Here is a 14,691-nt window from a genome sequence, read left to right as displayed (position 1 = left end):
TCGGGTATTCTTTCCCTTCATAACCATCCCGAAGGATCGCATTACCGCAGCATCCGCAATATCCCTTACTGCTACGCGATTCAACCCGTTAGAACCAATCGGCTGCGGATAAATTTGGTGATGGAGTACCGCCTCCTGATACCAGTAATCGTTCTGAAAGAAGTTGTTAGGACGGAGAATGGTGTATGCTACCCTTGACTGACGAATAGCCTCTTCAACCGGAACCCCATTAATAAAAAAGTCCGCGGTTTACGGGGACATGATTCGGACAATGTTCTTGTCATCCGACAATGTTGTTTGTTTGTTCGACGAGCAAACTGTAGATGAGCGGCAGTATACGCAGTCGGAGGAGCTGGATATTACTCGTAAAATCAATCGTCATCTCGCCTTTGGACAGGGTATCCATATGTGCTTGGGGGCGCCGCTGGCCCGCGTGGAGGCAGATATTGCGTTTACCACTCTGCTAAGGCGAATGCCCAACCTGCGACTGCGCATTCCAAGGGACAGTGTCAACTGGCAGTTTACGTTGAGCTCACAGGGGCTAGCTGACCTGCCCGTCGCTTTTTAGATTGAGAATGACCTGTGTATCTCGCGTAAAAAAGACTACTTCCTTCTAATTAGGTAGTAGTCTTTTTGTAATTACGGGGGCTATATAAAACCTTATTTTTACACCCATTAATATTTCTCAATCATATTAGGTAATGATCTCATTTAAATCAACTCATTTCTATAACAAACAAGGTAATACCCACAATAGTGTGATACATAACTTTTAGCGACATGAAAATCATTTTAATATTATCAATTACAGACACAAAATTTTGAATCCGCGTGCATTTTATTCCCCTTTTAAATCAACTAATATATAGATATGAAATGGAGTTACACATCAGTTTAATACTAAAAAAGGAGGCTTTTTTATGAGCATTCAAGTTCAATCGGAGAGAGTAAATCCGCTAACACCAGAACAGATCAAGCAGTACCACGATGACGGATATATTATCATTAAAAACGGCTGCAGCGACGATCTGATCGATGTCTTTAATTCGCATATTCATTCTATCCGTTCCTCCGATTCTATGCCCGAATGGGCAAAACCAAGAAAAGGCGGAACCGTGGTGGACGACAAGGACCGCTTTTCCCTCCGGTTGTTCAATCCTCATCTGCATGACGGTTTTTCTCTGCAAATGATGAAGTTGCCGATTGTACGCGGCGCGCTGGCCCAAGTTCTGGGCGATGAAGCTACCGGCGTGCAAAGCATGTACTTTTACAAAGAACCCGGTTCCCCCGGACAAGCGGCGCATCAAGACTATTACTATATCAAGAACGATCCGAATACGTTGACCGCCGCATGGGTTGCCATGGAATATACGAATGAAGAAAACGGTTGCCTATATGTTATCCCCGGCTCGCAGAAGCTCGGAATTCTGCCCCATGGAGATGTGAAAAATTTACAGGAACATGAGGCTTGGACCCATGAGGTGGAAGACATCGACTTGAGCAGGGAAATTCCGGTTATTTTGGATAAGGGGGATATATTAATTTTTGACAGCAACCTTATTCACTCTTCTACACGGAACCGTTCTAACCGTTGGAGACGATCCTATGTATGCCACTACATCCGTCATGACTCAACAATCGAAAGAGAAGATTTGAAAAAGAAAATCCCTCTAGTATAATGAAGGAAAAGGCTGTCCGAGAGGGATGGAAAGATCGTATGGAAACAGAATCCAAGGTGGAAGTCATTCCACCTTCTTTTGTTGTAACCAGTGCCTACGCAGGTACCGTGGTCTATGGCCCCGGAGGGAAATACGGACCGCGCATTCAGATGGATCTGCAACTTGTCCTGTTACATAGCGGATCCATGATTGTAGAAATTGACGGCGTCCCCCACTCAGTTCCTCCTGAGAGCATTGCGCTGCTCAAACCGGGACATGAGGAGCTTTTTCATTTTAATGAAAAACGTGACACGTGGCACCGCTGGATTGCTGTGAGTGTCGAGCCACTATTACCGGATGCATCGGCTTATTTCGAGTCGCTACCGCTATACATCCCTTTGACGGCGCGACTAAATCAATTAACGAATATGCTAATGTCATTGCAAAACGACGGATGCACTTCTGGGGATGAAGTCGCAAAAGCCCTGGGCCGGTCCGCTGTGTGGTTGTATGCGACGGAGCATTTGCATTTGGGACTGAATCATCTGAAACATCCGGCTGTTCTCCTTGCAGTGAAAACCATACACGAAAGATTTGGTGAAGAGCTCAGCCTGAGCGAATTATCCAAAATTACCGGAAAAACGCCCGAGCATATGATCCGCATGTTCCATCGCGATGAGGGGGTAACGCCGATCCAATACTTATGGCAATACCGGGTAAAAAAAGGCTTGGAATTACTGCGCAGTACAGGCCTGAATATCGGTGAAATAGCCGAACAGTCCGGCTTTAAAACCTCCTACCATTTCGCCCGCACCATAAAGCGCCATACCGGTCTGACACCCAGCGAAATTCGTAAGGAGCACTACAACAAGCCCTTTCGCTCTGAAGAATCGAAATATTAAACTTTTTATTATGCATTTAAAGCCCGGTTAGCGCTTACTAAGCGCAATGCCGGGCTTTTTTATTATCCTTTTACCGCTCCTGCCGCAACTCCGTTGATAAAATATTTCCTGCCCACAACACTCAGAAGAATCAAAACGGGAACCGCCATTAGAAACGCTCCAGTAATCGGCGTAGCATAATCCTCTTTATAGGGATTGTTCATGGTCGAAATGCCTACGGAAAGCGTCATTTTGTGCTCGGAGGTTAAAAATATCAACGGGCTTAAATAGTCGTTCCACGAATTCATAAAGTTGAGAAGCCCTACAATTCCGATACCGCTCATGGACAATGGAACTGCGATGCTCAGGAACGTCCGCCATTCCGTACTGCCGTCCACCCGTGCGCTTTCATACAGCTCTGTTGGTATCGCCATCATCACTTGGCGTATCAAGAAGATGTTAATAGCCGATATGGCTCCCGGTAATATTAGAGGAAAGAACGTATCCAACCAGCCCCACTGTTTGAACATAATGAAGCTTGGAACCAGCGTCATCTGCGACGGAATCAGAATTGTTGCAATCACAATGGTAAACAATACATTTTTCCCTTTAAAGTCATACCGGGAGAAGCCATAAGCAACCAGTGCATTACCAACCATTGAGAGCACAGAGACCGCTACGGCAATAAAAACTCCGTTGAAAAATTGTGTCCAGAAGGGTATTTTTTCAAACAACAAAATAAAGTTGTCCAGAGTCGGATGAAGCGGGAACGGATTCAACGGGGAAGCAACGATATCATCATAGGTTTTAAATGACATCCCTATCATATAAAGAAAAGGGAGACTGAATAATAAGCTCAATATAGCCAAGGCAGCATATACAGCTATACGGTGAACTCGGTTTGCTGTCATTGTAGCATTCCCCCTTTACTTTTTTTCCTGAAACAACCGGATTTGAATAATGCCTACGATCAGTAATATGACAGTAAACACATAACCTACTGCAGACGAATAACCGAAGTTTTGCAACCGGAAGGCTTGCTGGTAAATATACATGGTCGGGAATAGCAGCGATTGCTCCGGTCCGGACTGACCGGGTCCGGCAAGCACAAACGGCTCGGCAAACATGGTAAATGACCCGATAATCGCCTGAAAGACGATAAAAGTCATAATAGGTCTCAATAGCGGCAATGTCACATACCACACCCTTTGAAACGCGTTGGCCCCGTCTATTTTGGCTGCCTCAATAAGCTCTCGAGGAATATTTTGAAGGCCTGCCATAAAATAAAGGATGTTAATGCCCAAATATCTCCATGTTAATAAAATGATCAATGCGGGAAGAGTCCACTTCGGATTTTCCAGCCAACCGATTGGATCGATGCCAGCAAAAGCAAGCAACGTATTTAGAAAGCCGAAAGATTTGTTGAAGATGAATCCGAAGATGATCGCTACCGCAACAGACGATGTAATATTGGGAGTAAAAAAGAAGGTCGCAAACCACCCCTTCTTCCTTTCTACGAAAGGCTGGTTAATTAGCAACGCAACCATAAGAGCAATGGGTAATATGATAAAGACACTGCCCCCTGACGCTTTCAGCCCGTTCCACATCGATTTCCAGAAAACATCATCATTCATAACGAGCAAGTAATTTTTAAATCCTGAGTAGGTCAGCTTACTGACACCTTGGTATAAGCTGAGCCAGAAGCCGTACAGAGTCGGATATAAGCTAAACACGGCGAAGTGAATGAAAAAAGGACTAATGAACAGATACGGTGCAAGCTTAAACCACTTTGACTGTTTGATTTGCAATGTTCAGCCCTCCTTAAGCCCAATGTCCAAACCTTATAACAAGAAGAAAGGAGAAGCAGGTTCCCCCTCATCTCCTTTGTAGAGTTTAGTCCGCCTACCGTTTAACCGGCAGTTTCATTTTTCTTAATCAGTTGCTTCAGCTCATCATCAACCTTTTGCAGAAACTGCTCGGGAGTCAGCTTGCCTTCCTCCAATTCAAATCTATACTTATTCCAAGCATCCGCGAACAAGGTCCGCCACCACGCCTGGTTCTGGTTCGGGGCTACAGCTACCAGCTTACCGTACAGATCTCCCAGATCCTGACCGCCGAAGTACTTCGTATATTTGCTTTGCTCATGCAAGCCCTTCTCCTTGACGGAAGTGAGAAGCGCAGGGAACAGGTTAACAACTTGGAAGCGTTTGACCGAGTTTTCCGGAGTTAATTGAGCAAGCTTCAGAAACTCCCAGGCCAATTCTTTATTTTTGGAAAACTTGGAAATCATCAGCCCTGTTCCGCCCCATACGGTAGTCGGAACTGATTTGGGGCCGCCCAAAGGCATTGGAACAGCCGCCCATTTTCCCTCCAGCTCCGGTGTGTTATCCGCTAGCAGATTGACCCACCAATCCGGACCAAAAGCAGCTATGTAATTCCCTTTCTTGAATTGATCCCAATATGCCGGGCCGTCGTAATAGTTTTTATCCATGATGCCGTCTTTTTTCCATGCGTACATCCGCTTCAAAGCTATTTGGCCTTCTTGTGTATTAAATCCGGGGTGGCCGTCTTTGGTGACAATATCTCCGCCCTCTTGTTTAATGAACAGCTCGAAATACGTTTGGTCTCCTCCGGTTTTCGTTGATGAGTTTCCGGGGAAGATATATTTTTTATCGCTGACTAATTTTTTGGCTTGCTCCGTAAATTGATCCCACGTCTTTAGCTCGGCTACGTTAATTCCTGCTTTATCAAATAAATCCTTACGATAATAAAGAGCAGAGGCGGTTGCAGCATGCTCGATCCCGTACTGCTTGTCGTTAATGGTATACAGCGCCTGCCGTCCTTTGGACATCACTTCGGTCAGGTTGTTGCTTTTTAAATAGTCGTTCAAAGGCACGAAGGGGATATCACTGCGAATAAATTTAGGAAACTGTGATTGCTCGATATCGATAAGATCCGGTGCGCCATCTCCGCCAGACTTGGAAATAACTAAGTATTTATCGACAAGAGCTGTACCTTCCATTAAATTAATCTCAACCGTAACCTCGGGCTGTTTTTTCTTAAATTCTTCCTTTATGGCCTCAAAAAACCGTTTATGGGGCTCTGCAAACACCCATAATGTTAACTTTTTCCCGTCAGTATTTGTTTGCTCCGCTTTTTTATTTTCGACAGAAGCAGGTTCTCCGACATTAGGCGTACAAGCAGTTAACGTAAATGTTAAAGCAATTGCTGCAGAAATCGATGACCACTTTTTTCTCACTATTTATACACCCTTTCCAATTTCAATAATTAGTAAGACTGTCTATAATTCAAATCATAATGTATGCGTTTACAATTGGGAATGCACGAACATCCATTAAATTGTGTCTGAGATTGATATCTAGCGAATGATTGAAGCAGCATGCTCTGATTACTTTATGGGCTTAATAGCTAGTGTCTCGAAGCTACCTTCCCCCGCATTCTCCGTTCGAATGCATCTGCGATCAGGTAATCCATCTTACAGGTCTCCAAAACCACTCTCGGATAAACGGTGTAGAGCTTCCTTTTTGTGTTTGTGGTGTAGTTGTCATTGGCCGGGGATGGGAGCAGGAGCAGCCGAGGTGTGGAAGTTCTCGTCGCAAAAGAACGACAAGAATATCCACACAAAAGCAAACAAACCTCGATTTATCAGGGTTTGTTTGGAGATATTTTCATGTCGTTAGACTCTGCACTTGCAAATTCTTTGACCATTATTCCGCAGCCTTTAACGCCAAAGCGAATGATTACAATAAAAAACACGAGCTCCTAGAATCAAATCTAGAGCCCGCATCATTTCAATTAGTCTATGCTTTTAACCTTCGATATCAATCAATCTCGAGTAATGATGCTTCGGTCAAAATTCCACTAGCTGTGTTCAACCGCAGCGTATTGATTGGATAAAAGTGTTGCTTGCCCAGCCCCCCCAAAGTCGCCCTTTATTTCAGGCTTTTGAATGGTACAGTGTTTGTGTCGCCGAACGCTTGCTCGAATTTTCATCAAGGGTAATGTATTGTGGAGAGCGATCGTAATCGATCGGCGGAAAGTTGGGCTAATTGTTCATACGTTGATCTAGTTCACTTAGTTTTACGCGAACCGTCATAATATAAGGCGCTCTCGTATCCTGTGAATCAAAATAACCATACGATGTCAGCACATAAGTGCCATCAGCCAACGCGACATTTCCGGCGTACCCGGTATCTCCACTTCTGATTGAAGGCGTATAATCCTCCATTAACCTCACACGATACTGGCCTTCCCTGAAATGAACGAGGTCATCATAGGTGCCGACCCATGCAACCCAATCTCCTGCTACCCAATCATCCAAATTAGTAGCACTTCTTCTAATGATTTCGCGGAAAGTGATTAAGAGTCTACCTGACACCGGATCATACTCTGCTTTGTGTCTCTCGCCCATTAATGCACCTTGCATTTCCTTCGGCTCGGTCCAAGTATTTCCTTCATCATTGGAGAATACTATCATCGAATTGGTCTTTTTAAACTGTGCCCTTGCCAGCAACGCGAGCTGCTTTCCGTCAGGCGACCTGATCACTTCAATTTCGCAAAGCCCCGCATACTTCTCAATCGCGTCATGCTCGGCCAGTAGCCTCACAGGAGTACTCCACTGTTCATTTCCATTCGCATCGAACGTAAGATATGTTTTCCAGTTGTTATACGAAAAGTCGTGGAATATGCCCATCCAACGATAGGCCCAACTATCGTCTGGGTTTTTAAGCCTTGTTAGGCTTGCCAGTGCAACAATTCCCGCTTTACCTTGATCTTGAAAATAAGGCTTAAGCTCACTCCATGTTGCTCCATTGTCTTCAGAGTAAGCGGTTTGAAAGCCCACATTTCCATCTCTAACTAAACCGCTAATCAATTCGAGTCTTATTTTTCCGTCCGGTTTTTCAATTTTATAAACCGTAGGTGTTTCCTGACTCGTTGCCCAACTTGCAGTTGTGCTAAGACGTTCACTCCAAGTAAGGCCACCATCGCTGCTCTTTTTCAAGATAAGCGGTCCAATACCATGACCTTTCGGATACACGGTGTATATGGTTCCGTCATTTAAAAGCACAGAATCCGGTTGTCCCAGATATTGGCCGGGTTCTCTGTCCGTAAGTACCTGCTTTTCTTTCTCGGTTGACAGATCAATAAAAGGTATTGTATATCCTAAACGAATATATGGAACTCCGCTACAGGACTCGGCAATTTTACGGTTGATTTGCTCCCTTTTCCCAAGAAGCCAGTCGGCATCGTTCGGATAATCGCTGAACGTGATCGGCTTCTCCAAGCCTTCTTCCAGAAGTAGGAGTACAGCATCCCGGCCGATTTGGCTTTCCAGCAGTTCAAGTGCACGTAAATCCTGAATGGCTTCGTAAAATACTTCCAGGCGAAGCGATTCAACGGGTCCCTGCTCCCTAGGATAAACGAGGAAGGCATCTCCGGATGGGAACCCTTGACCGGCATCGGTTACGCGGAACGGATCGATCGCTTTTTTGGAATACTGTGAATACCAGAAATTGTATCCCCAATGCAGGAAACCGGCGATTTGGAATTTATACAATTGTAAGCCGAGCACCCGATTCCGGACCGACGGGAATACGAAAAAGCGGTTCGCAACATCACGATACTGCACGCAGCAGTAGTACGTCCACAAGTTCGGCACGTTGTTCTCGAGGAACGGCTCGATGTGATTGTTGGCCGGTATTGGATATTCCACAAGATCTTTATCATAAAAGTCGTAATCTGACAAAGCGTCGATCATCGGGAAGCCTTCCAGAAAACCTTTTATTGTCTCGCTAGCGCTTCGGTACGACTCCAAATGATCCAAATTGGGTTCGTCGGATACGTGGAAATAGCTGCGTTCATTCAACCCGTTTGCCCGAATAAAGTCGACGAGCGCCGGCAAAAATTGGCCGAGAAACGATTTGTACGCCTCGCCGTGAGCATCCGTTTCCCAACCGAATATGCGTTTGTATTCGCCGTTCTCGATCGCCATAATTTTTGGCGCGTTCTTCGCCCCCCATTGAGTAAACAGATGAGAAAACTCAAAATATTGAATGCCGGCGACAGTTGCCATATCGACCCAACGTTTGAGCCTATCGAAGCCGAATCGGTACGTTCCTCCGTCCTTCTCTACGTCGACGAGTTGCACCGTCGGGCGCTCCCCGCCTACTGCGGTGTCAAGCGGAGGAGTAAACAGCGGGGTCAGCAGCATGTTCATCCCGTGACAGGCCGCCGTTTGCACGAATTGCCCGATACGATGCCAATGTTCCTCGCTAAACACCTCAACGCCATAGTAAGTGGCGATACAGTCCGTATGAAACCATTCCGTATGAACCAATCGCTGCTTCGGCAGCGATACCGGCACGACGTCCAGCTCGAACGTTTCACTTCCGAGTAAATCGCCATTTTCTAGCGCAAAACGGATTTGAATCGAATGGATGCCGGAGGCTATCTGCTGCGAAATGTCCAAGCTCACCCATACCGAACGCCATTGATTCGGCAGTGCATTTACGCCATCCCGGTCAATCGGAAAAAGCGGGTCCGGGTACAGCCCCGGCGTCGAACGCAGTAAATTGCCGTCATGGTCCGCATACATCGGAAATTCCGAAGGAACAAGACCGACCGTGCGAATCATGATGGAATCCGAAAGATCGGATGCGGCAGATACTTGTATATTTTTGTATGCAGCATTCGTGCGGTATGCAACCTGGAACGCATACGTTTCATTATGCAAAACAGTAGCGCGTGAAAACGGCGATTCGTTCAACTCGGTATCGGCAAACACTTTCACAAGCGAATGCAAACATCTGGTTTCAAACTTCGGTTCATAAGTTGGATTGGACATCGGTCTCTCCTCTCGTTCTGTAAAGCGGCTGTACGCGAACAGCAGGCGGTCATCCAGCAGCTCCAAGAAAGCTCCTTCGCTATTTCTGGGATTCCACTTGCCTGGAGGCAACAACATTTCTACTCCTCCTAACGAATTGAACAGCAAATGTAAAGGAAAAAGCGAGGACCGTCTGATCCCCGCCGAAATTTGATCAGCTCTCAACAATGGACGTTCCAGTTGGGCTCTTGTCAGGATGACGAGATCCAATCCAATGTGAACTTTGTGAATTTAACCGTTATCGGTTTATTTTCTGAAAAATCAAAATCACTTTCATATAGCAGCGCAATGTCCCCATTAACCAAAACCGTCAAACAACAATAGGAGAACGTATACTCATCGATCTGCTTGGCATACTTCCAGGTGCTTCCCCCATCCTCGCTCAGTCGAATCGTTCCGCTAGTCCGCTTGCGGGGATCCGCAGGGTTTGCAAACAAAACCCTTGTTTTCCCGTCTCTCAAATCCGGGTATGTCATCACGCTGGATTGGCATGTCGGGTCGGGCAGATCCTGATCATACTCCGGCTCATTCCAGGACTCTCCGCCATCCTTGCTCACTGACACTGCGGTCCGCTGTAAACCGGCGTGGTTTCTCAAATAAACTCGCAGCTCGCCATTCGGAAGCTCAATCAGCTGCGATTCGGTCAAATCCGCACCATCCGCGCTTAACGTCTCGGCGGAAAGAATCTGTCCGTTGAAACGTCTTCCGTCATTAGGAGAGGTGCCCCTACGCCAGCTTTTCCCATGATCATCGCTGAAAATGACGGCACATGACATTTTTCCATTGGGATTCGAAAAATAAATCGGGAACACAAGCCTTCCCCGGTAAGCGCCATACTTGAGCTGAACCCCTCTTCCAGGGCCCGACCCGATAAATTTCATCCATGCTTCTTTAACCTCGGGGTTTAACTCGATCGGCCTGGACCATGTCAACCCGTCATCATCACTTTTGATGATTTGCAAGAAGGATGTTCTCGACTCCAACAAAGTTTCTTCGGGATCTACGCCTTTTTTCAAAATGATATTGCCCTTTCTTACCCCGTCAAAATGGACGTTCCCCTCTTCATCAACCGTGTATGGGGTTAAATTTCCTTGACTGTTGGCAACATGACCATTCGGAAGCAGGATATAGACGTTCCCGAGGCCGTCAAACAAAAGCCTGTTTGCATGCTCATCGAACCCTGTGCCTTCTTCGGACGCCCATAAGCCGATGCCGCCGGGAGTATGTGAAAACAGCATCCAAATCGTTCCCGTTTCTTCGTCCTGAAGCAGGGCGGTATCGATCGCCGCCGCCCCATCCAGTCCTTCTCCCGGATAAGACACAAGCTCCTGCACAAAGCCCCATGTTTCTCCGTTATCAACACTACGGCGAATTACGGTATTAATCTTGTTGGGATTATCCTGCATGTGGCTTATTCTCGCATCGATGCCGGCGATAATCGTTCCTTTAGCAGTCGTAATCATGGATGGGATTCGATATGTCGCCGATCCGGCCAAACCCGGATAGAACAACGTAATGGCTTCGCTTTTTTTCATGAGATACACACCCTGTTTTTATTTTTGATTCAACAAATCGGCTACTTTCGGCGCTTTGTCAAGTTCGGCCAAAATTTCTTTTCCGCCGCTATTCAAATAGTTTTGCACGTATTTATCCCATTCCTTATCGATATCGATTTGCCCGGCAATGGCCTTCAACCGGAATTCATTCACAATCGTATCCAATTGGCCTTTATATTGTTTGTTCAGATCGGCATATTTCGTTTGGTTCATCAAATCCCATTTGAAAGGTCTGATTTCCATCTTCTTCAACACGTCCGGTTTGCCGAAGAAATCACTCTTCAACTTCGTAGTTGCTTCGGAGGTCTGATATGACGCCCGTTTGTCATCGTACGATCTGAAGTTATATGCCCAGAAGCCCATATTCCCTTCGTTCTCCGGATACTCCGGCTTGACTTTTATCTCCGACTTCTCCGGAGTTCCCTGCCATGTGGATTGGGTACCGACTTCTCCGTAAAGTGTCCAGCGGGAATCGTCATCAAAGTTGATATAATCGAAGATTTGCAGAATACGCGCCAGCTGCTCATCCGTCACCTTCTTGGAAATGTAGAAAGCATCGCCCAGCCTGTTGACTGGGGTGAAGGCGCCTTCCCCTTGCTGCCCGTTCGGGCCTATCTCGGGCGCGGTCACGAGCAATTTAACGGCGGGGTCCTTCTCCACAATGTTCGCCGGAGCGCGTCCCTTCGTCCAAGCGTCCATACCGACATAAGCAGGTTGCGCCGGATAATAACCGGCCTTGCCAAGCTTGTATTTCTCCCAGCTCTTGTTCACGTCGATCGTCGTCCACTCCGGATCGATCAAGCCTTCTTTATTCCATCTCGCCATCATCTTCAAGAACTCTTTGTACTTAACGGAAATTTCAGCGGCCGTCAGCTTGCCGTTCTCTTCCAGGTTGTAGCCGCTAGCTACCCCGTATGCCCCGAGCAGGGTGCTTCCCCAGGAAGTAAATGCGTTGTTGAACGGCAGCATGCCATACGTATCGTTTTTGCCGTTGCCGTCCGGGTCCTTCTGGGTGAAGGCCTTTAGGATTTCTTCCGTCTGCTCCAGCGTATACGCCTTATCCGTGAAGTAGATCCGTTCCAGGCCGCCGCTTGTTCCAATAGGCTTAATGTCGCCCGGCGGCTTGATCCCCAGTTTCTCAAGCCAATCGAGCCGGAAGGTCGGAGCCCAAATTAAATTTTTGGTATGTCCCTGATACCCGACGAGAGTCAAATATTCGTCTTTCTTGCCCGGCGCCAAATTCATATCCCAGCCTGGAACATTCTCATCCAGCATTTTGGAATAACGGGGCGCGTATTTCTTCAACATTTCTTTCGGGACCGTTCTCGTCAGGCCGTTTTCGTAAAATTCCGATGCCGACAGGGACTGAGCCGTAAAGGCAAACGTATCCGGCAAATCTCCAGATGCGACCATCAGCTGCACCTGGTCTTTGTTAAACGTGTCCACCTTCACGTTATTGATTTTGATGTTGTACTTTTCCTCGAGCTTTTTCTGCACCCAGTTCCCGTCTTCGATTTTCCCTCTTGTAAATGACCCGGATAGCTTCAAGTCCAGCTTCTTGGAGAAGTCCCCCGGCGCGGGCAGCCCCGAAGCTTTGTCCCCTTGAGCCGGGCTTGTGGAATTAACGTCGGATGCATCCTTCTGACTGCAGCCTGCCGCCCCAAGAACTAAGGATCCGGCTAGCAACGCCGAATATAAAACCTTTAAGCGAATTTTCATATGAACTGCCTCCCCTATATTTGTCATATCTGTAAACAAATGAAATCAACCTTTTAACGAGCCGATCATAATTCCCTTGATGAAATATTTCTGCGCGAACGGGTAAATGAGAATGATGGGACCTATGGAAATCATGACCGTCGCAGCGCGGACATTGCTGAGAAGCAAATTCGTGTTCGACATTCCGCCGCCGCCCATTTGTGTCTGCGACAGATCCAGGGCGACCATCATTTCCCTGACCACCATCTGCAGAACTGTCTTCTGAGGATCACGGATATAAATCATGGCATCGAACCATGCGTTCCAATGCCCCACCGCCGCCCAAAGCGCAACAGTCGCAATAACCGGTTTGGATAAAGGGACGATGATCTTGGTCAAAATTTTAAAATAACCGGCTCCATCTATTAGCGCTGACTCCTCAAGTCCTTTATCGATCGTCATCAAGAAATTACGCATAATGATAATCGAAAACACATTAACAACTCCAGGTAAAATTAACGCAAGGCGATTATCGAGGAGACCTAAACTTTTAATTAATAAGTAATTGGGAATCAATCCCCCCGAGAAGAACATGGTGATGAGGAAAAAGGCTGTGAAATAATTACGGTAAGGCAAATCCTTCTTGGAAAGCGGATAGGCAACCAGCAAGGTGAAGAACACAATGAGCGCGGTGCCGATTACGGTTCGTAAGATCGTATTGAGATAGGCGGAAATAATATTTTGATAGCTAAACACAAACCGGTAAGCAACCGCCACCCATTGTTCCGGCCATAGATGAAAGCCAAGCGTTGACGCGCCATTAGCATCCGAGAAAGAAAGAACAAGTGTTTGCCAGAACGGATATAGGACTGCAAGCGAAAATAAGCTGATAAAAAATACAATCAACGTATCAAAAATGGACAATCGTGTTTTGAGCATTTCCCTGTTTCCTCCTTCCTACCAAATGCCATGTTCGCTTCGTTTGCGGATTATCGCATTCGCCCCCAAAATGAGGATCACGCCCACTACATTTTTGAATAAACCGACCGCGGTCGCATAGTCCAACTGAAACTGTTCAAGGCCTTTCCGGTACACGTACGTATCGATGATGTCGGCGACCTCGTAAACGACCGGATTGTAAAGGTTTAGAATCTGATCGAAACCCGCATTCAAAATATTACCCAGGTTTAGTATAAACAAGATGACGATCATCGGAACGAGCGACGGAACTGTAATATGCAACATCTTCTTGAACCGTCCGGCCCCGTCTACATCTGCCGCTTCGTAGAGATCAGGATTGATCGAAGAAATGGCCGCCAGATAAATGATTGCCCCCCAACCGATCTCTTTCCATACATCCGTCAAAATTAACATGGGAACAAAGTAATGGGTGTCAGATAAAAAATTGACCGGAGTTCCCCCGAGCGCATGGATGAAATAATTGATGATCCCCCTTTGAGGGGAAAGCACCTCCCCCACCATGGACCCTAGGATGACCCAAGACATAAAATGCGGCAAATAGGAGACGGATTGCGCCACTTTTTTAAACAGTACACTCTTGACTTCGTTCAGCAGCACAGCCAAAACAATGGGAGCCGGAAAAGCCACGACCAGCTTTAACAAACTGATAACCAAGGTATTTTTAAAAGCTCGGATAAAGAGGGAATCATGAAACAAGTTCTTGAAGTGCGCAAAATCATTCCATGGGCTCTTCCAAATCCCCAAACCCGGTGAAAACTTCTTGAAAGCCACCAGAATACCGTAAAGCGGAACATAATGAAAAATGAATAACAAAATCATCGGAAGCAGCATCATGAGATAGAGCGCTTTCATTTTCTTTGCTCTTATCCAGTTTATATTTTTTTTTCGGACAGATCGAATTTCGATTTCGGCTTGCTGAAGGGCGGTTTCCATGGTTAAGCTGCCCCTCCTTTCCTTGGTAGTTTGGTAACGCTTACACCCCAATTATAAGGAAGAGCAGCTTCGATTAGTGG

11 protein-coding genes are annotated in these 14,691 nt (G+C 46.5%); 3 read left to right on the top strand and 8 right to left on the bottom strand.

Going from position 1 to position 14,691, the window contains the following annotated elements; translation table 11 throughout:
* Positions 1-259: 259 nt before the first annotated feature.
* The 3 genes from AC58UU_RS03180 (at position 260) to AC58UU_RS03170 (ending at position 2,560) form a co-directional block, all read left to right on the top strand.
* Entirely contained in the window at positions 260-568 is a 309-nt protein-coding gene (locus AC58UU_RS03180; protein WP_497312882.1) for a cytochrome P450, read from the top strand.
* A 352-nt stretch (positions 569-920) separates the two neighbouring features.
* On the top strand, positions 921-1,679 hold the full coding sequence (locus AC58UU_RS03175) for a phytanoyl-CoA dioxygenase family protein (RefSeq protein WP_497312880.1): 759 nt from the start codon (positions 921-923) through the stop codon (positions 1,677-1,679).
* 38 nt (positions 1,680-1,717) lie between these two features.
* Positions 1,718-2,560, top strand: a complete 843-nt coding sequence (locus tag AC58UU_RS03170) for a helix-turn-helix domain-containing protein (RefSeq protein WP_497312878.1) — start codon at positions 1,718-1,720, stop codon at positions 2,558-2,560.
* A 62-nt stretch (positions 2,561-2,622) separates the two neighbouring features.
* Here the strand turns inward: AC58UU_RS03170 and AC58UU_RS03165 are convergent, their stop codons facing one another.
* From AC58UU_RS03165 to AC58UU_RS03130, 8 genes are all read right to left on the bottom strand, one after another.
* Complete coding sequence (locus tag AC58UU_RS03165) at positions 2,623-3,450, bottom strand: carbohydrate ABC transporter permease (protein WP_497312876.1); 828 nt, start codon at positions 3,448-3,450, stop codon at positions 2,623-2,625.
* 15 nt (positions 3,451-3,465) lie between these two features.
* Positions 3,466-4,347 (bottom strand): carbohydrate ABC transporter permease, encoded by an 882-nt coding sequence (locus AC58UU_RS03160; RefSeq protein WP_497312874.1) that lies wholly within the window; start codon positions 4,345-4,347, stop codon positions 3,466-3,468.
* A 101-nt stretch (positions 4,348-4,448) separates the two neighbouring features.
* Positions 4,449-5,798, bottom strand: a complete 1,350-nt coding sequence (locus tag AC58UU_RS03155) for an ABC transporter substrate-binding protein (RefSeq protein WP_497312873.1) — start codon at positions 5,796-5,798, stop codon at positions 4,449-4,451.
* 807 nt (positions 5,799-6,605) lie between these two features.
* Positions 6,606-9,404, bottom strand: a complete 2,799-nt coding sequence (locus AC58UU_RS03150) for a glycoside hydrolase domain-containing protein (RefSeq protein WP_497313150.1) — start codon at positions 9,402-9,404, stop codon at positions 6,606-6,608.
* A 230-nt stretch (positions 9,405-9,634) separates the two neighbouring features.
* Positions 9,635-10,978: a sialidase family protein gene (locus AC58UU_RS03145; protein WP_497312871.1), complete on the bottom strand. Its 1,344-nt coding sequence runs from the start codon at positions 10,976-10,978 to the stop codon at positions 9,635-9,637.
* Between the two features lie 18 nt (positions 10,979-10,996).
* Positions 10,997-12,718 carry a type 2 periplasmic-binding domain-containing protein gene (locus AC58UU_RS03140; RefSeq protein WP_497312869.1) on the bottom strand — a complete coding sequence of 574 codons (1,722 nt, stop codon included), beginning with the start codon at positions 12,716-12,718 and terminating at the stop codon, positions 10,997-10,999.
* Between the two features lie 45 nt (positions 12,719-12,763).
* On the bottom strand, positions 12,764-13,636 hold the full coding sequence (locus AC58UU_RS03135) for a carbohydrate ABC transporter permease (protein WP_497312867.1): 873 nt from the start codon (positions 13,634-13,636) through the stop codon (positions 12,764-12,766).
* 18 nt (positions 13,637-13,654) lie between these two features.
* Entirely contained in the window at positions 13,655-14,611 is a 957-nt protein-coding gene (locus tag AC58UU_RS03130; protein WP_497312865.1) for an ABC transporter permease, read from the bottom strand.
* Between the last annotated feature and the right edge of the window lie 80 nt (positions 14,612-14,691).

It is taken from the genome of Paenibacillus sp. JT22N1, assembly GCF_059692155.1.
Note: the sequence above shows the minus strand (reverse complement) of the source record. Positions and strands in the feature narration are given on the sequence as shown.